At 71.7% G+C, this 23794-nt stretch carries 21 protein-coding genes; 9 read left to right on the forward strand and 12 right to left on the reverse strand.

The window, feature by feature from the left end:
- The first annotated feature begins 36 nt into the window (after positions 1-36).
- Positions 37-429, forward strand: coding sequence for a PLD nuclease N-terminal domain-containing protein (locus IEZ25_RS10880; RefSeq protein ID WP_191199449.1), 393 nt, complete (start codon positions 37-39; stop codon positions 427-429).
- Position 430: 1 nt separating this feature from the next.
- Here IEZ25_RS10880 and IEZ25_RS10885 read toward each other — a convergent pair whose 3' ends face one another.
- The 4 genes from IEZ25_RS10885 to IEZ25_RS10900 all read right to left on the reverse strand — a co-directional run bounded on the left by IEZ25_RS10885 (position 431) and on the right by IEZ25_RS10900 (position 4264).
- The gene (locus IEZ25_RS10885) at positions 431-1480 is read right to left on the reverse strand and encodes an ABC transporter ATP-binding protein (protein ID WP_191199450.1); all 1050 of its coding nucleotides are present in this window, start codon (positions 1478-1480) and stop codon (positions 431-433) included.
- Complete coding sequence (locus IEZ25_RS10890; protein ID WP_318152173.1) at positions 1477-2265, reverse strand: ABC transporter permease; 789 nt, start codon at positions 2263-2265, stop codon at positions 1477-1479. Before IEZ25_RS10890 ends, IEZ25_RS10885 begins: the two co-directional genes overlap by 4 nt.
- Positions 2262-3023, reverse strand: a complete 762-nt coding sequence (locus IEZ25_RS10895) for an ABC transporter permease (RefSeq protein WP_318152174.1) — start codon at positions 3021-3023, stop codon at positions 2262-2264. The genes IEZ25_RS10890 and IEZ25_RS10895 overlap by 4 nt, the downstream gene beginning before the upstream one ends.
- A gap of 116 nt (positions 3024-3139) precedes the next feature.
- Entirely contained in the window at positions 3140-4264 is a 1125-nt protein-coding gene (locus IEZ25_RS10900) for an ABC transporter substrate-binding protein (RefSeq protein ID WP_224748843.1), read from the reverse strand.
- 183 nt (positions 4265-4447) lie between these two features.
- On the opposite strand from IEZ25_RS10900, the gene IEZ25_RS10905 reads away from it, so the two are divergent.
- The gene (locus IEZ25_RS10905) at positions 4448-6154 is read left to right on the forward strand and encodes a fumarate hydratase (protein ID WP_318152175.1); all 1707 of its coding nucleotides are present in this window, start codon (positions 4448-4450) and stop codon (positions 6152-6154) included.
- A gap of 7 nt (positions 6155-6161) precedes the next feature.
- Here the strand turns inward: IEZ25_RS10905 and IEZ25_RS10910 are convergent, their stop codons facing one another.
- A complete protein-coding gene (locus IEZ25_RS10910; protein WP_191199452.1) occupies positions 6162-7034 on the reverse strand; it encodes a MerR family transcriptional regulator in 873 nt (290 codons plus the stop codon).
- 128 nt (positions 7035-7162) lie between these two features.
- Between IEZ25_RS10910 and IEZ25_RS10915 the strand changes: the two genes are divergently transcribed.
- Positions 7163-7378 (forward strand): hypothetical protein, encoded by a 216-nt coding sequence (locus tag IEZ25_RS10915; protein ID WP_191199453.1) that lies wholly within the window; start codon positions 7163-7165, stop codon positions 7376-7378.
- A 9-nt stretch (positions 7379-7387) separates the two neighbouring features.
- Here IEZ25_RS10915 and IEZ25_RS10920 read toward each other — a convergent pair whose 3' ends face one another.
- Positions 7388-8257 (reverse strand): MerR family transcriptional regulator, encoded by an 870-nt coding sequence (locus IEZ25_RS10920; protein WP_191199454.1) that lies wholly within the window; start codon positions 8255-8257, stop codon positions 7388-7390.
- Positions 8258-8416: 159 nt separating this feature from the next.
- Between IEZ25_RS10920 and IEZ25_RS10925 the strand changes: the two genes are divergently transcribed.
- Positions 8417-9097, forward strand: coding sequence for a spermidine synthase (locus tag IEZ25_RS10925; RefSeq protein WP_191199455.1), 681 nt, complete (start codon positions 8417-8419; stop codon positions 9095-9097).
- Positions 9098-9101: 4 nt separating this feature from the next.
- Here IEZ25_RS10925 and IEZ25_RS10930 read toward each other — a convergent pair whose 3' ends face one another.
- From IEZ25_RS10930 to IEZ25_RS10940, 3 genes are all read right to left on the reverse strand, one after another.
- Positions 9102-10994: a penicillin-binding transpeptidase domain-containing protein gene (locus IEZ25_RS10930; protein ID WP_191199456.1), complete on the reverse strand. Its 1893-nt coding sequence runs from the start codon at positions 10992-10994 to the stop codon at positions 9102-9104.
- A 61-nt stretch (positions 10995-11055) separates the two neighbouring features.
- Entirely contained in the window at positions 11056-11610 is a 555-nt protein-coding gene (locus tag IEZ25_RS10935) for an SRPBCC family protein (protein WP_191199457.1), read from the reverse strand.
- Positions 11607-11987 carry an ArsR/SmtB family transcription factor gene (locus tag IEZ25_RS10940; protein ID WP_191199458.1) on the reverse strand — a complete coding sequence of 127 codons (381 nt, stop codon included), beginning with the start codon at positions 11985-11987 and terminating at the stop codon, positions 11607-11609. The genes IEZ25_RS10935 and IEZ25_RS10940 overlap by 4 nt, the downstream gene beginning before the upstream one ends.
- Positions 11988-12040: 53 nt before the next feature.
- Between IEZ25_RS10940 and IEZ25_RS10945 the strand changes: the two genes are divergently transcribed.
- The 4 genes from IEZ25_RS10945 (at position 12041) to IEZ25_RS22240 (ending at position 19398) form a co-directional block, all read left to right on the forward strand.
- Complete coding sequence (locus IEZ25_RS10945; RefSeq protein ID WP_191199459.1) at positions 12041-13426, forward strand: class II fumarate hydratase; 1386 nt, start codon at positions 12041-12043, stop codon at positions 13424-13426.
- Positions 13423-14127, forward strand: coding sequence for a class I SAM-dependent methyltransferase (locus tag IEZ25_RS10950; RefSeq protein WP_191199460.1), 705 nt, complete (start codon positions 13423-13425; stop codon positions 14125-14127). Before IEZ25_RS10945 ends, IEZ25_RS10950 begins: the two co-directional genes overlap by 4 nt.
- Positions 14128-14177: 50 nt before the next feature.
- Positions 14178-14789, forward strand: coding sequence for a GNAT family N-acetyltransferase (locus IEZ25_RS10955; protein ID WP_191199461.1), 612 nt, complete (start codon positions 14178-14180; stop codon positions 14787-14789).
- Positions 14790-15570: 781 nt separating this feature from the next.
- Positions 15571-19398: an Ig-like domain-containing protein gene (locus IEZ25_RS22240; RefSeq protein WP_191199462.1), complete on the forward strand. Its 3828-nt coding sequence runs from the start codon at positions 15571-15573 to the stop codon at positions 19396-19398.
- A gap of 66 nt (positions 19399-19464) precedes the next feature.
- Here IEZ25_RS22240 and IEZ25_RS10965 read toward each other — a convergent pair whose 3' ends face one another.
- The 3 genes from IEZ25_RS10965 to IEZ25_RS10975 all read right to left on the reverse strand — a co-directional run bounded on the left by IEZ25_RS10965 (position 19465) and on the right by IEZ25_RS10975 (position 22862).
- Complete coding sequence (locus tag IEZ25_RS10965; protein ID WP_191199463.1) at positions 19465-20175, reverse strand: aggregation-promoting factor C-terminal-like domain-containing protein; 711 nt, start codon at positions 20173-20175, stop codon at positions 19465-19467.
- Between the two features lie 365 nt (positions 20176-20540).
- Complete coding sequence (locus tag IEZ25_RS10970; protein ID WP_191199464.1) at positions 20541-21875, reverse strand: PhoH family protein; 1335 nt, start codon at positions 21873-21875, stop codon at positions 20541-20543.
- A 207-nt stretch (positions 21876-22082) separates the two neighbouring features.
- Positions 22083-22862: an isoprenyl transferase gene (locus IEZ25_RS10975; RefSeq protein ID WP_318152176.1), complete on the reverse strand. Its 780-nt coding sequence runs from the start codon at positions 22860-22862 to the stop codon at positions 22083-22085.
- Positions 22863-22956: 94 nt separating this feature from the next.
- Between IEZ25_RS10975 and trhA the strand changes: the two genes are divergently transcribed.
- Complete coding sequence (trhA, locus tag IEZ25_RS10980; RefSeq protein ID WP_191199466.1) at positions 22957-23703, forward strand: PAQR family membrane homeostasis protein TrhA; 747 nt, start codon at positions 22957-22959, stop codon at positions 23701-23703.
- Positions 23704-23794: the final 91 nt, after the last annotated feature.

Below are 23794 nucleotides of genomic sequence, written 5' to 3' on the forward strand. Positions count from 1 at the left end.
CCGCGGCCCCGGTCGGGCCGACCTGCGGGGGTCTCGATGCTTCGACTGCTGTTCTTCCTCGTCCCACTCGTGCTGAGCATCTACTGCGCGGTGGAGGCGATCTCCAGCCGCGAGGACGAGGTGCGCAACCTGTCGCGCGTGTGGTGGATCGTGCTGATCCTGTTCTTCCCGTTCGTGGGGTCGATCGCCTGGCTCGCTGCCGGTCGTCCGGTCCGCATCGCCCGCCGCACCGGGCCCCACGAGCGCAGCGCGAGCGCCTTCCCGGAGTACGACCGACCGGGGCGCTTCGCGGCCGCGGACGCCGCGGCCGACGAGGAGTTCCTCAAGAAGGTGCGCGAGCGCGCCGAGGAGCAGCGACGCAGGGCACGCGAGCAGAAGCAGCGCGAGGCGGGCGAGGGCGGGGCCGAGCCGGACCGGCCCACGGCCTGAGTCAGGCGACCACCAGGACGGGCGACGGCGCCACCTCGAGGCGTACGCGCAGGCCGGGCTCGAGCCGCAGCGCCTCCGAGCTGGCGAGCTGGGCGACCACGTCGGTGCCGTCGACGAGGGTGCAGGTGACCCGCGACAGCGGACCGAGGAACTGCACGGTCGTGACCGTGGCGTGGCCCGACTCGTCCGCGACGACCGAGAGCGCCTCCGGGCGCACCAGAGCGTGGCCCGAGCCCGTGCCCGAGCCCGCCAGCACCGGGACGGCCTGTCCCAGCACCGTGGCCGAGCCACCCTGCACCTCGGCCGGGATCCGGTTGCTGAGGCCGACGAACTCGCCGACGAACTGGCTGGCCGGCGAGGAGTAGAGCTCGGCCGGAGGCGCCAGCTGCTCGAGCCGGCCCGCGTTCATCACCCCGACCCGGTCGGCGACGGCGAGCGCCTCCTCCTGGTCGTGGGTGACGAACAGGGTCGTCGTGCCGACCTCGATCTGCACCCGCCGGATCTCGTCGCGGAGCTGGACCCGGACCTTGGCGTCGAGCGCGGAGAGCGGCTCGTCGAGGAGCAGCACGGACGGCTCGATGGCGAGCGCGCGGGCCAGGGCGACGCGTTGCTGCTGGCCACCGGAGAGCTGGTGGGCGTAGCGGTCGGCGTGCTGGCCCAGGCCCACGAGGTCGAGCATGTCGCCCGCGCGGGTGCGCCTCGACGCGCCGCTCCTGCCACGCAGCTTGAGGCCGAAGGCGACGTTGTCGATCACCGTCATGTGGGGGAACAGGCTGTAGGCCTGGAACACCATCCCCATGTCGCGCTTGTTGGCCGGCACCCGGGTGAGGTCCTTCCCGCCCACCGACACCGTGCCGCTGGTCGGGTGGTCGAGGCCGGCGAGGATGCGCAGGGCCGTCGTCTTGCCGCAGCCCGAGGGGCCGAGCAGGCAGACCAGCTCACCGGGCTCGAGGCGGAGGGTGAGCCCGTCGAGGGCCCGCACCTCGCCGTACACGCGCGTCAGGTCGGACAGCTCGACCGCGAGACCCCGCTCGGCGCTGACGTCGGTCATGAAGAGGCTCCTTGCTTGTGGCGGTCCCGGCTCAGGAGCGTGAGCGCCATGAGCAGCAGGACGACGAAGATCATCGAGGCGAGCGCGGCCGCCATGGCTGCGGGAGTGTCGCTCTTGTTGAGCGCGGCCATCGCCACCGGCAGGGTGTCGAAGTGCAGCAGGGACGCGAAGACGTACTCCCCCATCACCAGCGCGACCGAGATGAAGGCGGCCCCCAGGATGCCGCCGGTGATGTTGGGCATGACGATGCGCAGGATGACGGTGGGCCAGCCGGCGCCGAGGGAACGGGCGGCCTCCGCGAGCGTGGCGACGTCGATCGCGGAGAGGGCCGAGTCGATCGCCCGGTACGAGTAGGGCAGCACGAGGACGACGTAGGCGAAGGTGAGGACCAGCGGGGAGTCGCCGAGCAGGTAGGTCACCCAGGAGTAGACGTTGCTGATGCCCACCACGATCACCAGCGCGGGGATGGTCAGCGGCAGGAGGCACAGGAACTCGATGAGCCGTCTCGCCCCCGGGACCCGCAGCCGCACCCACACCATGGTGGGCACGAGCAGCGCGACCATCAGCACGACCGTGAACAGCGCGAGCAGCAGCGACGCGAGGATCGAGGAGCGGAGGTCCTCGTCGGAGATCATCAGCTGCCAGTTGTCCCACGTGCGTCCCTCTGCGCTGCCGCGGCGCTGGGTCGAGAAGTCGAACATCGCCAGCAGCGGCACGAAGAAGTAGGCCGCGAAGACCAGGAGCAGGGTGGCGCGGAGCGCCGTGAAACCACGGGTCGGCGTCACCTCATCCACCTCGAGGTCCGCTTGAGCAGCACGTTGTAGCCGATCATCACGATCGTCACCACGACGATCATCTCGAGAGCCAGCGCGAAGCCGACGTTGGCCTGGCCGAGCAGGACCTCGCTGGTGATGGCCTGGCGGATGAGCAGCGGCACGATCGGCTGACCCTGGCTGACCAGCACGGCCGCGGTGGCGTAGGCCGCGAACGCGTTGGCGAAGAGCAGCAGCGTCGCGCCGAGGAAGGCCGGTGTCAGCAGCGGGATCGCGACGTGACGCCAGTAGGTCCAGGTCGAGGCACCGAGGTTGACCGCCGCCTCACGCCACTGGGGACGCAGGCCCTCGAAGGCGGGGGCGAAGACGATGACCATCAGCGGGATCTGGAAGTAGCAGTAGACGACGACCAGGCCGGGCAAGCCGAAGAGCCAGCCGGAGCCGTAGAGATCGAGGCCCACCGCCGCGTCGACGGCCTTGGTGATCACACCCACCGGGCCGATCGTGGCGATCCACGCGAAGGCGAGCACGACACCGCCGAACTGGGCCAGCACGCCGCTGATCGCGAGCGTCGTGCGCCGCAGGAGGCTGGTGGTCGGCAGCGAGACGATCAGGTACGACAGCAGCGCACCGAGCAGGGCGCCGATGACCGCCGTGGACGCGGAGAGGATCAACGATCCCTTCAGCGCGGTCAGTGCGGCCTCGCTGGTGAGCGCGTCGAGGTTGCCGAGGGTCGGGCGACCGTCGACGTCCTGGAAGGCACCGACCACGACGGTGACCGTCGGGACGACCAGGAAGACCAGGACGAACAGCAGGAACGGGAGGAGGGCGAGGGACGGGCCGACGGAGAGCCGTCGACCCGTCCCTGCGCTCGTGGCTGTCGTGCTCAGCGGATCGCCTTCGACCAGTTGGCAGCGAGGTACTCCCCGGCCTTCGTGGTCTGCTCGTCGGTCGGGATCACCGGGTCGCCGGTGACCTCGGGCAGCGCGTCCCAGAGCTCGGCGTCGATCGTGCCGGCCTCGGCCATCGCGTCGCCGCGGACCGGCCGGGCGCCGCCCTTGAGCCAGAGGTTCTGGCCCTCGTCGCTGTAGAGGAACTCCTGCCACAGGCGCGCGGCGGCCGGGTGCGGCGCGTCGGCGTTGATCGCCTGGAAGTAGTAGCCCGCGACGACGGCCTCCTCGGGGACGACGGTCTTCCAGGTGTCGACGTTGGCCGCAGCGGCCGCACCGAGGTAGTCCCAGTCGATGACGACCGGGGTGGTGCCCTGCTCGATGGTGCCGGAGTCGGGGTCCACGGTGAGGAAGTTGCCGGCCTTCTTGAGCTCGGCGAAGAAGTCCACGCCGGGGGCGATGTCGTCGGCGGACCCACCGTTGGCGATGGCCGCCATCATCACGCCGCTGAACGCGGCGCCGGCCTGCGTCGGGTCGCCGTTCAGCGCGACCTTGCCCTTGAACTCGGGCTTCATCAGGTCGGCCAGCGAGGTGACGTCGGGGACGACGGACGAGTCGTAGCCGATGGACATGTAGCCGCCGTAGTCGTTGACCCAGGTGCCGTCGGCGTCCTTGAAGTCGTCGGGGATCTCGTCGAACGTCTCGACCTTGTAGGGAGCGAACATGTCGGTGTTGGCCAGCGCGACCGACTGGCCGAGGTCGAACACGTCCGGTGCACGATCGGTGCCCTTGAGGTCGTTGGCGGCGTTGATCTCGTCCTGCGAGGCGGCGTCGGGCTGCGCGGAGTTCACCTCGATGTCGTAGGTGTCCTCGAAGGTCGAGATGACCTCGGCGTAGTTGGCCCAGTCCGGCGGGAGGGCGATGACGTTGAGCTCGCCCTCGTCCTGCGCTGCCTTGACGAGCTCGTCCATGCCACCGAAGTCCTCGGCGGACGTGGCGGTGGCCGAGTCGACCCCGCCCTCGGTGGTGGTGTCGGCCTTCTTCTCGGGTGCGGCACAGCCGGCGGCGACGACCAGGGTCGCCATCGCCGCGAGCGAGGCGAGTGTCTTGCGGGTGTTCAACGTGACCTCCAGGGGTGCTGATCCGAGAACGGCGGGGGTGCCGGGCGGAGCCTCGTAGGTCCCGCCGGACCGGACGCTACTCCCGAGTGACCGTCGTGGATACGACTGGTGAAGTTCGGGGGCGGGCGCGGCCGCCCGAGCCCTCGTCGGCCTCGTCGTCGCCTCGGCGTACGCTCAGCACTCGTGAGCGCTGACTTCCTCTACTCGGACCTCCTGCCCACTGCTGGCTCCAACGGCGAGCCCGAGACCCCCTACCGGCTCGTGACGACCGAGGGCGTCTCGACCGTGGAGGTCGACGGACGCACGTTCTTGAAGGTCGAGCCCGAGGCGATCCGGCGGCTGACGGAGGAGGCGATGCACGACATCAGCCACTACCTCCGCCCCGGCCACCTCGCCCAGCTGCGCAAGATCATCGACGACCCCGAGGCTTCGGGCAACGATCGCTTCGTGGCGCTGGACCTGCTCAAGAACGTCAACATCTCCGCCGGCGGCGTGCTCCCGATGTGTCAGGACACCGGCACCGCGATCGTGATGGGCAAGAAGTCCGAGGGCGTGCTGACCGGCGTCGACGACGGCGAGGCGATCAGCCGCGGCGTGTACGACGCCTACACCCGGCTCAACCTGCGCTACTCCCAGCTCGCGCCGATAACGACGTTCGAGGAGAAGAACACCGGCACCAACCTGCCGGCTCAGATCGAGCTCTACTCCACGCCCGCGAAGGACGTCCCGGAGTACAAGTTCCTCTTCATGGCCAAGGGCGGCGGCTCGGCCAACAAGTCCTTCCTGTTCCAGGAGACCAAGGCGGTCCTCAACCCGACGCGGCTCATGGAGTTCCTCGACGAGAAGATCCGCTCGCTCGGCACCGCCGCGTGCCCGCCGTACCACCTCGCCGTCGTCATCGGCGGCACCAGCGCGGAGTTCGCCCTCAAGACCGCGAAGTACGCCTCGGCGCACTACCTCGACGACCTCCCGACCGAGGGCTCGATGGCCGCCCACGGCATCCGCGACACCGAGCTCGAGGCCCGGGTCTTCGAGCTCACCCAGTCCTTCGGCATCGGCGCGCAGTTCGGCGGGAAGTACTTCTGCCACGACGTCCGCGTCGTCCGGCTCCCCCGCCACGGCGCCTCGTGCCCGGTCGCGATCGCCGTCTCCTGCTCGGCCGACCGGCAGGCGCTCGGCAAGATCACGCCCGAGGGCGTCTTCCTCGAGCAGCTCGAGACCGACCCCGCCCACTACATGCCCGACGCCGGCATCGCCGACGACATCGCGGGCGGTGCGGTCGTGCAGGTCGACCTCAACCAGCCGATGCCGGACATCCTCGCCGAGCTCTCGCAGCACCCGGTCAAGACACGGCTCTCGCTCACCGGCCCGCTCGTCGTGGCACGCGACATCGCGCACGCCAAGATCAAGGAGCGCCTCGACGCCGGCGAGGAGATGCCCGACTACCTCAGGAACCACCCGGTCTACTACGCCGGCCCGGCCAAGACCCCCGAGGGCATGGCGTCCGGCTCGTTCGGCCCGACGACCGCGGGCCGCATGGACTCCTACGTCGAGCAGTTCCAGGCCGCCGGCGGGTCGATGGTCATGCTCGCCAAGGGCAACCGCTCGCAGCAGGTCACCGAGGCCTGCGGCACCCACGGCGGGTTCTACCTCGGCTCCATCGGCGGCCCCGCCGCCCGGCTCGCCCAGGACTGCATCACCTCCGTCGAGGTCGTGGAGTACGAGGAGCTCGGCATGGAGGCGGTGTGGAAGATCGAGGTCGAGGACTTCCCCGCCTTCATCGTCGTCGACGACAAGGGCAACGACTTCTTCACCGACCCCTCCGGCGCGGTGACGGTCCCGCTGAGCTCGCTCACCGGGGCCGGGATCCGGGTGCGGTCGGCCGAGTGAGTCGACCTCAGGCGGACCCGAGCCGTTCGGCGAGACCCGCAGCCGCCTGACCCGCCTGGTGACCCAGCGGCTCCGCACCGCGGACCCGCCGCTGGTGCGCACCGCCCACGAGCACGGTCGTCACGCTCGACAGGGCGTCCACCGCCTCGCGGACGGCCGGGAGGTCGTCGACGGTGGGCACGCCGAGGACGACGGCAGCGGGCTGGAGAGCGCGCGCCGTGTCGATCCACGACTCCACCGGCAGGTCGGCGCCCAGGTAGGTCACCAGGACGCCTCGGCTGCGCAGCACCGCCGCGAAGGCCATCACGCCGAGCTCGTGACGCGACCCGCGCGCGAGCCCGACGATCGCGTGAGGGGCGCCCGGGGGCGGGTGCGGGAGCTGGTGGAAGGTCTGCGCGAGCCGGCGCAGCACCGCAGCGCTGACGAAGTGCTCGCCCGCGACCGTCACGTCCCCGCGCTGCCACGCCTCGCCCAGCCGGACCAGCGAGGGCATCAGCCACTCGTCCACGACGAGGTCGAGCTCGGCCTGCGCGAACGCCTTGTCGAGCAGGCTCTCCAGGCGCATCACGTCGAAGTCCTGACCACACGCCGCCAGCTCGTCGAGGCGCGCGAGCGGGGAGTCCAGCCCCTGGGGACCACGCGCCGCCGAGCTGGCGCTCCCCACCGGCTCGTCCATCACCCGCCGCGCCGCCTCCCGCGGCGACCACCCGGCGTCGACCAGGTCGCGCATCACCGACAGCCGACGCACCGCGTCGTCGTCGTAGAGCCGGTAGTTGCCCTCGCTGCGAGCGGGAGACACCACGCCGTAGCGCTGCTCCCACTTGCGCAAGGTCTCGCGCGGGACCCCGGTGAGCTCCGCTGCGCGACTGGCCGTGTACACGTCCGCAAGGGTACCCCCACAGTGGACAAACTGTGTACAGGTCTCTACAGTCCTGTTCGTCCACAACGGTGGACAAACTGTGGACATCGATCAGGAGGCCCCTCGTGGCGACACGTCAGCCCATCGACTTGGACCACCCCCGCGCCGGACTCCTGCTGCGCTCGGCCGGCATCGCGGCGATGACGGTGGCCGCGCTCGGCGCGGCACTCGTCGGGCCGACCGCCACGGCCGACCCGCCGGTGACCGACAGCTGCCAGCTGCGGCTGGCGGGTGACCGGACGTGGCAGGGTTCCGGCTGCGACGCACCGGCCACCGAGGCGCCGCGCGAGTCCGCGCTGCAGTGACCGACGACGTCAGCTGACGGCGCCGAGGCGCGTGGCGAGCGCGTCCGCAGCGGCACCGGCGCGGTGACCGAGGGGCTCGGCTCCCTCGACCGAGTCCTGGTGTGCCCCACCCACCAGCACGGTGGTCAACGGGGCGAGGGCGCCGGCGGCCTCGCGCACGGCGGGCAGGTCCTCGAGGGTCGGGACGGCGAGCACGACAGCCTCGGGCGAGATCAGCCGGACCGTGCCCACCCACGCCTCGATCGGAAGGTCACGTCCGAGGTACGTCACGGCGACCCCGCGCGAGCGCAGCACCATCGCAAAGGCGAGCACGCCCAGCTCGTGGTGGGAACCGCGCGCCAGGCCGACGACGACCCGCGGTCCGCCGCTCGGGGCCGAGGACATGGTCTGGAAGGACTGCGCCAGCCGGCGGTGCACGGCTGCGGAGACGAAGTGCTCCCCCGCGACCGACACGAGGCCGCGCTGCCAGGCGCGACCGAGCTCGACGAGTGACGGGAGCAGCCACTCGTCGACCACCGAGACGACGTCGTGCCGGGCGAAGGCCTCGGTGAGGCAGCGCTCGAGGCGGGGGACGTCGAAGTCCTGCGCGCAGGCGATCAGCTCATCGGTCCGGACGGCCGGGACGCTCTCGCCCGGCCGCGGGAGCTCGACCGCGGCAGCGGCGGCATCCTCGGTGACGTGGCGCGCGGCCTCCCGCGCGGTCCACCCCGCCTCGACCAGGCTCCGCATGACGGTGAGGCGACGCACTGCCTCGTCGTCGTACATCCGGTAGTTGCCGGGAGTGCGCCGCGGGGCGACCACTCCGTAGCGCTGCTCCCACTTGCGGAGCGTCCCCGACGGCACCCCGGTGAGCTCGGCGGCGCGGCTGACGGTGTACACCGGCTCACGGTAGCAACGCAGAGGCCCCTGCGGGCGCGTCTGCAGCAGGCCGGACGACGCGGCTACGTTCGACAGACCCTGGACGGCCTGCGCCCGAGCCGTGCGCTCCATCGACCCTCCCGGTCGCACCGCGCGGCGACCACGCGGTTGGATGGTCTCGTGGACAGCACGACCGACAGCGTGGAGATCGCCCGGGCCGAGACCGAGCGCGGTGACGTGGTGCTGCGACGGCGTACGTCCGACGGCGCGGCCGACGTGCTCGAGCTGAGGGTCAACGGGGTGTTCGTGATGGACACCCTCGAGACCACGAGCGAGATCGAGCTCGCCGCGCAGGCGCTCGAGCTGGTCGAGGAGCCCACCTCGGTGCTGATCGGGGGGCTGGGTCTCGGCTTCACGCTCCAGCGGGTGCTGGCCGACGCCCGCGTCGAGCGCGCGGTCGTGGTGGAGATCGAGGAGCCGCTCATCCAGTGGATGCGCGACGGCACCGTCCCGCACGGACCGGGACTGCTCGCCGACACCCGCGCGACGGTGGTCAACGCCGACATCGCGATGGCGATCGCCGAGGCACGCTCGACCTACGACCTGGTGCTGCTCGACGTCGACAACGGCCCGGGCTACCTCGTGCACGCGGCCAACGAGGCGGTCTACGAGCACGAGTTCCTCGGCCGGTGCCGCGACCTGCTCAGCCCCGGCGGCGTGCTGGTGGTGTGGTCGGCCAACGCCGCCCCCGAGCTGCTGGCCGCGATGCAGGAGATCTTCGGCACCGCGCAGGAGCAGGCCCACGACGTGCTGCTGCAGGACCGTCCCGAGCAGTACTTCCTCTACCTCGCGCGACGCTGAGCCGTCAGCGAAGGAACGACTCCAGCACGGGCCCGGCCGTCTGCGACCCCGAGACCCCCGTCTCGACGAACACCGCCACCGCGAGGTCGCCGCGGGTCGCGATCATCCAGGCGTGCGTCGGCAGGCTGCCCGAGGCGTCGGGCTCGCCGTGCTCGGCCGTGCCGGTCTTGGCCCCCGTCACACCGGGCACGTCGAGCAGGAACCGCCCGGACCCGGTGTCGACGACCGCCTTCATGAGGCCGCGGAGGGTCCCCGCCTCCCCCTCGGTCAGCGGCACGTCGATCGGCGTCTGCTCGACCGGGTGCTCGGGCAGCAGCGTGGGCAGCACGGTGCGTCCGGCGGAGACCGAGGCCGCGACGGTGGCCATCGCGAACGGGCTGGCGAGCACCGTCCCCTGGCCGATCAGGTCTGCCGCGGCGCCCGTCTCGGTCTGCGGCGGCGGCACCTGACCGAGGTAGACCGGGAAGCCGAGGTCGTGGTCGGTGCCGAGCCCGAGCGCCTGGGCGGCGGCAGCGAGGGCTCCGTCGCCGAGCCCGTCGGCTTGTGAGATGAAGGCGGTGTTGCACGACTGCGCGACGGCCTGGGTGAGGGTGATGTCGCCGATCGAGGACGCCGGGTAGTCGTCGTAGTTCTTGAAGGAGCGGCCGTCGACGACGGTGGTCGCGGGGCAGGACACCCGGTCGCCGGGCTTCATCCCGTTGCGCAGGAGCGCGAGCGAGCTGACCACCTTGAACGTGGAGCCGGGTGCATAGCGTCCGGTGTCGGCGAGGTCGGCGCCCGCGTTGCCCGCGCCGTTGGCGGTGGCGAGGACCGCCCCGTCGGACGGCCGGATCGCCACGAGTGCGCTGGCCGGCGCGTTCGCGCCGAGCGTGGCCAGGGCGCTCTCCGCCTTGTCCTGCAGCGCCGGGTCGAGCGTGGTCACCAGGTCGGCGCCGTCCGTCGCGGGCTCCTCGAAGAGCGTGCGCAGCTGGTCGTCGGCGTCGCGGGCGACCACTGCGGTCCCGGGCGTGCCGCGCAGCTGCTCGTCGTAGCGGGCCTGCAGGCCGGAGAGGCCGACCTCGTCGCCGGCGACGACCGCGCCGTCGGACTCATCGACGATCTCGGCGGTCGCCGGGCCGACGCGACCGAGCAGCGCCGCGGCGAACTCGCGCGTCGGCGCGAGCGGCATCGTGTCGCGCACGGCCAGCGCCCCGGGGACCTCGCGGAAGGCGGGCAGCACGTCGAGCGCGTCGTCCTCGCGCAGCACGAGCGCCTCGACATAGGCCGCCGGGCCCATGGCCTTCGCGCGGTCGACGTACGACGCCACGTCGACGTCGAGGATGCGCGCGATGCGGCGTGCGCTCCGGACCACCTGCTGGCCCTCGACCTTGGTCTTGTCCAGCCCGTAGCGCAGCACCGGTCGCTCGGTGACCAGCACCGCGCCGTCGGCGCCGACGATGTCGCCGCGGGTCGGGGCGAGGGTGCGGATCCCGATCGTGTCGCCGTCGGCGAGGTCGGGCGCGAGGGCCTCGGGCGACCACTCGACCTGCCACACCTCGTCGACCGGGGCGAGGCGCACCGTCGTCTCGTAGGCCCAGGTGGCGCTCTCCGAGACCTCCCAGCGCCAGGCGAGCCGGGCCTCGGCCCACCCCTCCTCCTCGGACTCCTCCAGACCGGCGACGGAGACCGCGACCGGCACCTCGTCGAGCGGCGCGACCAGCTCGGCGAAGGACGCGCGCGCAGCCTCGTCGGCCAGCGGCACCTCGCCGAGCGTGTGCGCCGAGAGCGACAGGGCGAGGTCGTCGGCGAGGTCACCCGCCGGATCCGCGTCGTCTCCGCCCAGCACGGAGCAGGCTGATGCCGCACCCACCAGCACGACGGACATGGCGAGACCGACCCCGAGACGCACTGACCGCATGGCCCCACTCTCCCCAGCCGGTGGTCGACCAACCAAGCCGCAACGCCGTGCGGGGACGCGCTCAGGCGAAGTGCTCCCGGTAGTAGGCCGAGCCGGGCGCGTAGACCTCCCAGTCGACGGCGTCGACGTCACCGCCCGCGACCGCGGCGACCAGGCGGTCGAGGTAGTAGTCCCAGCCGGGTCCCACGCTGGCCACCATCTCGCGTCCCGTCTCGCCGGGCGCGAGCACCTGGACGAACCGGAGCGAGGTGAGGCCGTCGGTCTCGCTCAGCTCCAGCTCCATCTCCCAGTGGATCCTCTCCCCCGAGCCGTCCTCGGTGAAGGCCTGCGGCTCGCGACCCCGCACCACGAACCGGTGGGGCGGGTCGCAGGCCAGCACGTCCATCTCCTCGGCCTCCACGTCCTCGCCCTCGGCCGTCATCCGGAACGAGATCGACCCGGAGGCCGGATCGCCGCTCCACGTGCCGATCCAGCGCTGCATCCGCACCGGGTCGGTGCACGCGGCCCAGACGTCGTCGATCGGCGCGCGGAGCTGCCGCTCGATCACGAGCAGGCTCTCCCCGTCCCGCTCGGCCCTGCGGCCGGTCATCGGGGCGGGCGTGGGTGTGGTGCTCATGCGGTGTCCTCCTGGGCAGCGGATGGGGATGGGTGGGACGAGGCGCTGCTACGACGGTCGCGACCGGTGCGCCGCACCTCGAGGTCGAGGCCGTCGAAGTCGGCGTCGGCGATCGGCGGCACCGGGGTCTCGCGCAGCGCCACCAGCAGGTCGGCGACCGGCTGCAGCCCGGCACGCTCGAGCCGGTAGTGCCGCTCACGACCGAGGTCATCCGCCGTCACCAGCCCGGCCTCGGCGAGCAGGCGCAGGTGCCGACTGATCGCCGGACGGCTGATCGGGTGCTCGGCGGCCAGGTCGACCACACGGGCCGGACCACCCGCCAGCCGGACCACGAGGTCGCGACGGACCGGGTCGGCGAGAGCGACGAACGGGTCCATGCCCTATTGGTAACTGATCAGTTACCTATCTGTCAACGACTAGCGTGGAGCGCATGAGCCAGACACGCACCGAGCACGACTCCATGGGCGAGGTCGAGGTGCCACGCGACGCACTGTGGCGGGCGCAGACCCAGCGGGCGATCGACAACTTCCCGATCAGCGGCCTCACGCTCCAGCCGCGGCACGTCCAGGCCATGGCCCACGTCAAGGCGGCCGCCGCCATCGCCAACCGGGCGCTCGAGGTGATCACGGACGAGCAGTCCGAGGCGATCGTCTCGGCCGCCGACGCGATCGTGGCCGGCAGGCACGACGGCGAGTTCCCCCTCGACGTCTTCCAGACCGGCTCCGGCACCAGCTCCAACATGAACGCCAACGAGGTCATCGCGACGCTCGCCGCCCGGGCGGGCGTCGAGGTCCACCCCAACGACGACGTCAACGCCTCGCAGAGCAGCAACGACACCTTCCCGACCAGCATCCACGTGGCGGCGACGCTCGCCGTGGTCGACGACCTCGTCCCCGCGCTCGACCGGCTCGCCACGTCGTTCGAGGGCAAGGCGAGCGAGTTCGCCGACACGGTCAAGGCCGGACGGACGCACCTGATGGACGCGACGCCGGTGACCCTGGGCCAGGAGATGGGTGCGTACGCCGCCACGCTGCGGCTCGGCGTCGAGCGGCTCGAGGCGGTCCTGCCCCGGGTCCGCGAGCTGCCGCTGGGCGGCACCGCCGTCGGCACCGGCATCAACACCCCCAACTCCTTCGCCGAGAAGGCCATCACCGCGCTGGCCGAGCGCACCGGCCAGCCGTTCACCGAGGCCCGCGACCACTTCGAGGCGCAGGGCACGCGCGACTCGCTCGTCGAGCTCTCCGGCGTGCTGCGCACGATCGCGGTCGGCCTGACGAAGGTCTGCAACGACCTGCGCTGGATGTCGTCGGGCCCGACCGCCGGCCTGGCAGAGATCCACCTCCCCGACCTCCAGCCGGGGTCGAGCATCATGCCCGGCAAGGTCAATCCGGTGCTGCCCGAGGCGACCCTCATGGTGTGTGCGCGGGTCGTCGGCAACGACGCCACCATCGCCTGGGCCGGCGCGTCCGGCACGTTCGAGCTCAACGTCCAGATGCCGGTGCTGGCGCACGCGCTGCTGGAGTCGATCCACGTCCTGTCCACCTCGACAGCGCTGCTGGCCGAGCGGTGCGTCGACGGGATCACCGCCGACACCGAGCGGATGCGGCGCTACGCCGAGTCGTCGCCCTCCGTCGTGACCCCGCTCAACGCCCACATCGGCTACGAGGCCGCGGCCAAGGTGGCCAAGCAGTCGCTCGCCGAGGGCACGACGATCCGCGACACCGTGCTCGCGATGGGATTCGTCGAGCGCGGCGAGCTCACCGAGGACGAGCTCGACGCGGCGCTCGACGTCGACTCGATGACCGGGCGCGCATGAGCGACCTCAGCGATCCCGACCACGTGCGCGAGCAGTACGCCGACGAGGGCAGGCTGGAGACGCGTCGCTCGGTCTGGCACCCGACCGACGACGGCCGCGACCCGTCGAACGAGGCGTTCAAGGCGATCGACCGGGCGATGACCGGTGACTCCGACGTGCTCGAGGTTGGCTGCGGCACCGGCGTCATGGCCGAGCGGATCAACGCGCTGCCCGGCGTCACGCTCGTCGCGATCGACCTCTCCGAGCGCTTCGTCGAGCTGACCGCCGCCCGCGGGATCGACGCCCGCCAAGGCGACATCTGCTACCTCCCGTTCGAGGACGACTCCTTCGACGTCGTCTACGCGGGCTGGATGCTCTACCACGTGCGCGACCTCGACCGCGGGCTCAACGAGGTGCGCCGGGTGCTGCGTCCCGGGGGGACCTTCGTCGCGGTCACCAACGGCGACGACAACCTCGCCGACCTGCTGCGCGAGGCAGGCGGAAGGGTCCGGGCGAAGAGCTTCTCGAGCGAGAACGGCGAGTTCACCCTCTCCCGCAAGTTCAGCGACGTCCGCACCCAGGACCTCGAGACCCGCGCGGTCTTCCCCGACCACGCCAGCGCCCAGGCCTACCTCGACACCCACGGCGAGGGCCTCGTGCTCCCGCACTTCGACGGCCCCCGCACCTACCCCGGACACGTCACGGTCTTCGAGGCCAGATGAGCCGCACGTTCCGGTAGCCCCTCGTCCGGAAGTGGTCGTACGGTCGGTCCATGAGCACCGAGAGCGTTGCCGGCACCGGGAGGACGTACGAGATCAGGGCGCTCACCTCCGAGACCTGGGACGTGTTCGCCGACCTCAACGAACGCATGGGCGGCCTCTTCGGAGGCTGCTGGTGCGTCGCGTTCCACGCCGAGCGCGAGGACCACGTGCCCGGCCCGGAGGGCAACCGGGCGTTCAAGAAGACGATGGTCGAGGAGGGCATCGCGCACGCGGCCCTGGTCATGGACGGCGAGCAGGCCGTGGCCTGGGCGGAGTACGGCACCCCGGTCGAGCTGCCCGACATCCACCACCGCAAGCAGTACGACGCCGAGAAGGACACCGACCCCGACTACCGGGTCACCTGCATCCGGGTCGACAAGGCGCGACGCCGGGAGGGCCTGGCCGAGGTCGCGCTCCGCGGGGCGCTCGAGCTCATCGCGGCCGCCGGCGGCGGGACCGTCGAGGGCTACCCCCACGACCTGACCCACGTCACGAAGAAGACCTCGTCGTCATGGCTCTACAACGGCACGCGCAGCATGTACGAGCGGGTCGGCTTCGCCTACGACCGCCCCAAGGGCATGAAGAACTGCGTGATGTCCATCGAGGTGCCGCCGGCCCGGTGAGCCCGGCTCGACCTCGCCTTCCGCTGGGCGATGTCCCGTGGACAGGTGGAGACGGCGCGTCCCACACGTGTCCGAGATGTCGCCCTCGAAACGTCCACCGAAGGGCGACTTCGCGGACACGTGTACGCCGGGGATGGCGCGGGCCCGGCCAACCGGATCGACCACACGTGTCCGAGCTGTCGCCCTCGAAACGTCCGCCGAAGGGCGACTTCGCGGACACGTGTACGCCGGGGATGGCGCGCCCAACCGGATCGACCACACGTGTCCGAGCTGTCGCCCTCGAAACGTCCGCCGAAGGGCGACTTCGCGGACACGTGTACGCGCGGCGGCGGGCTTGCCCGGCACGAGGTGCGACCCGCCCGTCGACCCCTGTGTCATGACGAGCGGGACGCACCTCTTCGACCCCCCGGTCGATTCGCACCGCCGGTGCGCGCGAGGCGCGCACGGCGATGAGCCCATCGTGGCCCCACTGGTGGCCGCGCGGACACGGTTCGCCGACACCCGTACCCCGCGACTAGACCACCGATGGGTGAACCTTCAAGATTCACCGCAGAGACGTCGAATCCGCGCTGCTGAGCCCACGGAACGACCTCGTCCGGAGTCGGCGTGGACCGAGATCGTCATGCAGGCGGCGTTCTTGTGACGCGGCCGTGAACGGGACGAAACGCGGCCGTAAAGACGCCTCCCTAGGTTTCGAGCCTCTCGACAACCACCCCTTCGCTCCCGGCTTCGCGCCACTGCAGCCGCGAGCCGTGACGACCTGACTCCCCAGGAGTTGCACGTGCGTCTCACCCCCTCACGTCGAGCAGGACTCGGCCTGTCAGCCGTCCTCCTCGTCACCCCCCTCGCCGCCCTCGTGGCGGCACCGGCATCCGCCGAACCCGCCGGCGCCGCGGTCTCGGGCGACGGCTGGGCCGTGACCCGGGCCCCCGGTGGCTACCTCGTCACCGTCGACCTCGACCGCGCGCTTCCGATGAAGTCGGACGCCCCGACGGTGGTCGTCGACGGCGAGACCCTCGGTCTGGCCACCCAGTCGGCCGACGGTCGCTCGATCAGCACGTTCACCACCGACTCGGCGGTCCTCACCGCGACGTCCGCCGAGGCAGGCTGGGCCAGCCAGGCACCCGAGGGCGAGGGCACTCCGTCCCGCGCGGTCACGGTCCCCGACGCTGCGGCCGCGGCCGACCCGCTGGACGTCGACCCGAGCGCGCCGGGCAGCTTCGAGTGGACCGAGTCGATCTACAAGTTCGGCGACCAGGCGATCCCGCTGGCGGCCATCGGTGGCGTGCGGGGGGAGATGGAGGGCAAGGTCTACCTCCCGACGACCGGCGGGGCGCGGCCGACCGTGCTCCTGCTGCACGGTCGTCACACCTCCTGCTACACCGCCGTCACCGGCACACCCGCCAACCCTGCGCGGTGGCCCTGCACGGCGGCTCCGGGCCCGGCGGAGGCGCCGTACGACACCGGTCGCATGTCGATCCCGAGCTACGCCGGCTACGACGGCACCGCTCGTGCGCTGGCGAGCCGGGGCTACGCCGTCGTCTCGATCTCCGCCAACGCGGTCAACTCCAACGACAACGAGCTCGCCGCCGACCAGGGCGCGCAGGCCCGTGGCCAGCTGCTGCTCGACACCCTGACCATGCTGAAGAAGGCCAACGCCGGCGAGGTGGTCAGCTACTACGACGCGTTCACCGGCCGTGACGTCTCCCTGGCGCAGGCGCTGACCGAGGGATCGTCGTCCTACGCCCTGCGCGCACCGGGCTTCGTCAACGGCGCCCCCGCGCTCGACACCATCACGCCGGCGACGCTGGTCGGTCGCTTCGACCTCAGCACGATCGGCATGATGGGCCACTCACGCGGCGGCGAGGGCGTCACCTCGGCGGCGACCCTCAACCAGGCCCTGCCGAACCCGTGGAACATCGAGTCGATCCTGCCGCTGGCGCCGGTCGACTTCGGCCGGATGACCGTGCCCAACGTCCCGATGAACGTGATCCTCCCCTACTGCGACGGCGACGTCTCCAACCAGCAGGGCCAGCACATGCTCGACGACTCGCGCTATGCGTACGGCGACGACGCGCTGCGCTCGGGCACCTGGGTGATGGGCGCGAACCACAACTTCTACAACACGGTCTGGACGCCGGGCGAGTACGCCTACAGCGTCAGCGACGACTGGAGCAACAGCACCGCGCGGCGTACCGAGCCCACGTGCGGCACGGACCCCTCGGTGTCCGCGACCTCGATCCGGATGACGCCGGCGGAGCAGTACGCCCAGGGCACGGCGTACATGACCGCGTGGTTCCGCCTCACGCTCGGCGACGAGCGCCAGTTCCTGCCGATGTTCGACGGCACCGGCTCGGTCCCCGACGCGCTCGGCGGCGAGGACGTGCGCACGACCGCCACCGCGCCGTCGGGCTCGCGGGCGACGATCGCGACCTTCGAGCGGTCGTCGTCGCTGGTGCGGACCTTCGGGACGGCGACCGCCAACCCGTGCGCCAGCATGAACGCCCGCACCACGCCCCAGGACCTGGCGGCGTGCACCACGACGATGGCGAGCTCGCAGCTGCCGCACTGGACGCCCGCGTCCAACGGCGGCAACGTGCCGGCCACCCCCGTCACCCGGATGACCTGGACGAGCGGCACCGGCGCGGTCCGGGTCTCCGTGCCGGCGGGCAGGCGTGACGCCGGCACCTTCGAGCGACTGTCGGTCAAGCTGGCCGCCGACGAGACGGTCGTGACCGGCACCGACCTGACCCTGACCGTCGTCGACGGCCGGAGCCAGACCTGGAGCTCGCTGGTGTCCGCGCTGAACCCGCTCGCGCTGGTGCGGATGCCGACCTCGTCGAGCACCGCGGCGACGAGCACCCTGAAGAAGGTCGTGCTGCAGCAGGTCAACGTCCCGGTGGCCGACCTCGCGGCCGCGGGCCTGGACACGAGTGACATCCGCGAGGTCCGCTTCACGGCCGCGCAGGGTGCCGACGCCGTGGCCACGGGTGGCGCCTATCTCTCCGACCTGGCCTTCGAGAGCTCGTCGGTCGGGCGGGCGAGCAACCGGACCGAGCCGGTCGTGAACGTCTACGCCCCCGGCGTCGACGAGGGATCGGCCCCGGGCACCGTCGAGCTGGCGGCCTACCTCGACAAGCCCGCGACGGTCCCCGTCACCGGGTGGGTCTCGCTCCTCGGCGCGACCACGAGCCGGGCGGGCGCGACCATGGAGAAGGTCACCTTCGCTCCCGGCGAGACGTGCCAGGTCGTCACCGCCGCCGTGCAGGGCGACACCGCCGCCAGCACCACCGCCGTGACGAGCGTGAAGGCCAGCATCATCAACGTCTCGGGAGCGGTGCAGGGCCAGCAGGCCATCGTGTTCATGCGGATCCGTGAGGACGACGAGCTGCTGCCCAGCGGCACCCCGCCGACCACACCCGCCCGGCTGCCGGAGTTCGGCACCCCCGGTCCGGCCTGCGCCGAGCTGGACAGCGTGCTCGGCGGCGGCTCGGTGACGGTCCCCGCGACCACGCCCCCCGGGACGACCGCCAGCGTGTCCTCGGCCGGCTTCCGCGCCGGCGAGGCCGTCACCTTCTCGGCGGCCGGGGTGGAGTCGGTGACGTCGCTCGCCGACGCCGCCGGGACCGCGACCGCCGACCTGGTGGTGCCCACCGAGGCGCCTCGTGGCGCGCTCGCGGTCACCGCGACGGCTGCGGGCACGACCCGGGTCACCTCGGGTGGCCTCGGCATCCGGGACGCCAGCACGACGACGCTGGCGATCTCGCCCGAGGCGCCGGCTCTCCGGCAGACGGTCAGGATGACGGCCACGGTGGCCGGTGGCGACACCGGCGGCACGGTCACCTTCGCCGACGGCGCGACCGTGCTGGGCACGGCCGCCACCGTCGACGGGGTCGCCACGCTGACCGTGCCGGGCGGCCTCGGTGCCGGCGCGCACACCCTCACCGCCACGTTCGCCCAGTCCGCGGTGACGACAGCGTCGGAGTCCGCGCCGGTGGCGTTCACGCTCGCCAAGGCCACGCCGACCACGGTCGTCACCCTCAGCAGCGCCTCGAGCGTCTTCGGCTCGCCCGCGGCGACGGCCGACGTCGTGGTCGGGGGCGCCGTGGGCGGGGGTGAGGTCGCCATGACGATCGGTGCGACGACCGTGTCGGTGCCGCTCGACGGGGCCGGGCGTGCGTCGTACGCCCTGCCGGGCATGCTGCCGGCCGGCTCCTACGTGGTCTCGGCCCGCTACCTCGGCTCGGCCGACGCGGAGCAGTCCGCCGCCAGCTCGGCGCCGTACGCCGTCACGGCGAAGGCGACGACCACGACGCTGAAGGCGGCCTCGAAGAAGCGCGGCAAGCGGGTCCGGGTCACGGTGACCGTGGCGGGTGCGGTGCCCGGCGCGCCGGTCACCGGGACGGTGCGCGTGGTGCTCCGGGGCGGGGTCAAGGCGACCCGCACGGTGAGCGTGCCCGCCTCGGGCCGGGTCGTGGTCTCGGTGCCGGTCAAGGCGAAGGGCACGAAGGGCAAGAAGGCGCGGAAGGTGAGCGTCCGGGCGAGCTACTCCGCGACCGGGAGCTATGCCTCCAGCAAGGCTCCGTCGAGGACGGTGCGCCTGAGGTAGCCACGCACAGCAGCACCCACGGTGGGCGGGAGGCGACGAGCCTCCTGCCCACTGTGGCGTCGTGGCTCAGTACCAGCCGCGTGCCTGCTTGAAGCTCCACGCGCTGCAGGGGGTGCCGTAGGTGTCCTGGATGTACTCCAGGCCCCAGCGGATCTGCGACTCGGCCGAGGTCATGTAGTCGGCCGGGAGCTCGTGCAGCTCGGTCAGTGCCTGCGGGATGCCGTAGGCCGACGAGGTGGGGTTGTCGGCGTCGACCCGCCACCCGGACTCGCTGACGTAGAGCGAGTCGAGGCAGGAGAACTGGTCGGAGGAGAAGCCGTAGACCGGCAGCAGGGCCCGCGCGATGTCGCGCGGCTCGCCCTCGGAGAGCTTCTCCGACCTCGTGACCGCCGAGCCGGCGGACATCGTGAGCGTCGTGGCCTTGGTGGCGTCGGTGCGGCGGGCGGAGCGCGACACGGCCTGGCGCTGCTGGCGCTGCTCGAGCTCGGCGGCGCTCATCGTCGGCGACGACCCGGTCGACCCGTCGCTCGCTTCGTCGCTCGCTCCGTTGCTCGCCGAGGGAGAGGTCGAGCTCACGTCGGCCGCGGCGGGGTTCAGCGCGGCGGGGTCGTGGCCGAGGATGCCACCGGCGACGCTCACGCCGGTCGCGGCGGCTGCCAGCCCGGTGAGGGTGACACCCGTGCGGAGGGCGCGGTGGGGGACGCGCCGGGCCTTGTGCTTGCCAGGGGCGCGGTGCTTGGGGACGTACTTGTCGGACTTCGACACAGGGGTGCTCACGGGGGTCGAGGACGGGGGACGCGCGCGCCTCGGCGGTGCGGGCACGCGGGACGACCGGTCGATCTCGTCGGCGACGGAGCCAGGTCCCCCGACCCTGCTCACGACCAAGATCACGAATCGGTCACGAGCCACCATGCATGAGGGTCGAGAGGCACGCAAACCGAACGCCAGGATTCGGTGTGTCCATTTCGTCACAGCAGCCACACGTGCCTCGGCAGGCTCATTTCGCCCCAGTCTCACCGCGCCATGTCGACCACGCCACGCCGCTGTAACGCCGGGTTGGGTGCTCTACCCACCCCGTTGCAGCAGGGTGGGTAGAGGCACCAACCCGGCGTTACAGCGCGATCGGGGTCAGCCGGTCGGGGTCACAGGGTGACGTCCTCCAGCATCTCGGTGACCAGGGCCGCGATCGGCGAGCGCTCGGAGCGGGTGAGCGTGACGTGGGCGAAGAGCGGGTGGCCCTTGAGCTTCTCCACCACCGCGACGATGCCGTCGTGGCGGCCGACCCGGAGGTTGTCGCGCTGGGCGACGTCGTGGGTCAGCACCACCTTGGAGTTCGCGCCGATGCGCGAGAGCACGGTGAGCAGCACGTTGCGCTCGAGGGACTGCGCCTCGTCGACGATGACGAAGGCGTCGTGGAGCGAGCGACCGCGGATGTGGGTGAGCGGGAGCACCTCGAGCATCCCGCGGTCCATCACCTCGTCGACCACGTCACGCGAGACCAGCGCACCGAGGGTGTCGAAGACCGCCTGGGCCCAGGGGGACATCTTCTCGTTCTCCGAGCCGGGCAGGTAGCCGAGCTCCTGGCCGCCGACGGCGAACAGCGGACGGAAGACCACGACCTTCTTGTGCTGGCGGCGCTCCATCACGGCCTCGAGGCCCGCGCACAGCGCCATCGCGGACTTGCCGGTGCCCGCGCGACCGCCCAGCGAGACGATGCCGACCTCGGGGTCGAGCAGCATCTCGAGCGCGATCCGCTGCTCGGCCGACCGACCGTGGATCCCGAACGCGTCGCGGTCCCCGCGGACGAGGTGCACGCGCTTGTCCGCCCCCACGCGGCCCAGCGCCGTACCCCTGTCGGAGAGCAGCACGAGCCCGTTGTGGCACGGCAGGTCGCGCGCCTCGGCGAGGTCCATCACCCCGTCCTCGTAGAGCTCGTCGAGGTCGGCGGCGGCCACCTCGAGCTCGGCCATGCCGGTGTAGCCGGTGTCGGAGCTGCTGATGGCCTCGGCGCGGTACTCCTGGGCGTCGAGGCCGACGGCGGACGCCTTGATCCGCATCGGCAGGTCCTTGGACACCAGGGTGACCCGGTGGCCCTCGTTGGCCAGGTTGCGGGCCACGGCCAGGATGCGGGTGTCGTTGTCGCCGAGCCGGAAGCCGGACGGCAGCGACGCGGCGTCCGTGTGGTTGAGTTCGACCCGGACGGTCCCGCCCTCCACGCCGATCGGCACCGGCTCGTCGAGACGACCGTTGACGATCCGCAGCTCGTCGAGCGCACGCAGCGCCGAGCGGGCGAAGAACCCGAGCTCCGGGTGGTGCCGCTTGCCCTCGAGCTCGGTGATCACCACGACCGGGAGCACGACCTCGTGCTCGGCGAAGCGTTTGATCGCACCGGGGTCGGCCAGCAGGACGCTGGTGTCCAGGACATAGGTCTGACGGCTGCTGACGGAGCTGCGGGATGAGGTCTTGCTGCTGGCCACGACTACCCCTTGCTGCGGGTCGGCGCGCGCACTCCTCGCCCCGGCCCGATGTCATTCAACGGACCGGAGAGCTCCCATCTGAGTGCTCAAGGCTGCCTCCCGGTTCGGCTGGCTTCCCCACCTGCCGATATCGCGAAAGTACGCCGCGATCCGGGGCGATCCGGGGCGACACGCCCGAACGCGAGGTGACGACCAGATGACGTTTGCTCAGCCGCCGAAGCGGCGCTCGCGGGCGGCGTACGCACGGATCGCGCGCAGGAAGTCGACCCGGCGGAAATCGGGCCACAACGCCTCGCAGAAGTAGAACTCCGAGTTCGCCGACTGCCACAGCAGGAAGCCGCCGAGCCGCTGCTCCCCCGAGGTGCGGATCACCAGGTCGGGGTCGGGCTGGCCCTTGGTGTAGAGGTGCTCGGCGATGTGCTCGACGTCGATCAGGTCGGCGAGCTCCTCGAGCGAGGTGCCCTTGGTGGCGTGGTCGGCCAGCAGGGCGCGGACGGCGTCCGCGATCTCGCGACGGCCGCCGTAGCCGACCGCGACATTGACCAGGATCCCGTCGATGTGGCGGGTGGCCTCCTCGGCCGCCTTGAGGCGCTCGGCGGTCTCCGGCGGGAGCAGGTCGAGCGCGCCCACGGGGTGGATGCGCCAGCGACCGGCCTCCGCGAGCGACTCGACGGCGCCCTCGATGATCGTCAGCAGGCCGGTGAGCTCCTCCGCCGGCCGGTTGGTGAGGTTGTCGCTGGAGAGCAGCCACAGGGTGACCACCTCGACCCCCACCTCCTCGCACCAGCCGAGCATCGGGCGGATGTTGTCGGCGCCCGCCTGGTAGCCGGCCGAGGTGTTGGCGCCGACGGCCTTGGCCCAGCGCCGGTTGCCGTCGAGCATCACTCCGACGTGCTGGGGGATGCGGTCGGACGGGAGGAACTTCACCACCCGGGACTCGTAGGCCGGGTAGAGCACCCGTCGTACGGCGTCCTTCACGTTGACCACCTGCCGATGGTAGCGCCGGGTGAGGCGGCTCTCCGACGCAACGACTGCGCGCGTCACCTGGGCACGGGTAGATTCGGGCCATGGAGAGCTGGTCATGACGCCCCGCGACCGCGTCGAGCACGCCGTCGAGCGGGCCGAGCACGCCGTCGAGCGTGCCGGTGAGCTCATGGCCGACAAGATGGCCGAGGTGAAGCCCAAGCTCCGCGGCTGGCTCCACGCCTGCACCGCGCCGCTCGCCCTGGCTGCCGGAGTCGTCCTGGTCGCCCTGTCGCCGACGGCCTCCACGCGTGTCGGCTCGGCCGCCTTCGCGCTCTCGGCGCTGCTGGTCTTCACCGTCTCCGCGATCTACCACCGCGGCACCTGGTCGCCTCGCACGTGGGCGTTCCTGCGTCGCTTCGACCACGCCAACATCTTCGTGCTGATCGCCGGCACCTACACGCCGTACGCCCTGCTCTTCCTGCACGGATCCGCGCGTACGACGCTGCTGCTGCTCGTGTGGGGCGCCGCCATCGCAGGCGTGGTGTTCCGCGTGTTCTGGACCGACGCACCGCGTTGGCTCTACACGCCGATGTATCTCGCTCTCGGCTGGGCCGCGGTGTTCTTCATCCCGCAGTTCGTCGACGGGGCCGACAAGTTCAGCTCCGGCATCGCGATCGCCACCCTGGTGCTCGTCGCGGCCGGCGGCATCCTCTACACGGTGGGCGGCGTCGTCTACGGGCTCAAGCGGCCCAACCCCTCACCGCGCTGGTTCGGCTTCCACGAGGTCTTCCACTCCTTCACGGTGCTGGCCTTCGTGGCCCACTACGTCGGCGTCTCGCTGGCGACGTACTCCCTGCGCTGAACTCCAGGGAGCCGTCTCTGTCCGGCGTCAGGTCCGAGATATCTGAGGACGTGGTGAATGAGATCCGTGGTCAGATCCGTACGTGGCGTCC

Source organism: Nocardioides hwasunensis (genome assembly GCF_014779665.1).
Classification (GTDB): domain Bacteria; phylum Actinomycetota; class Actinomycetes; order Propionibacteriales; family Nocardioidaceae; genus Nocardioides; species Nocardioides hwasunensis.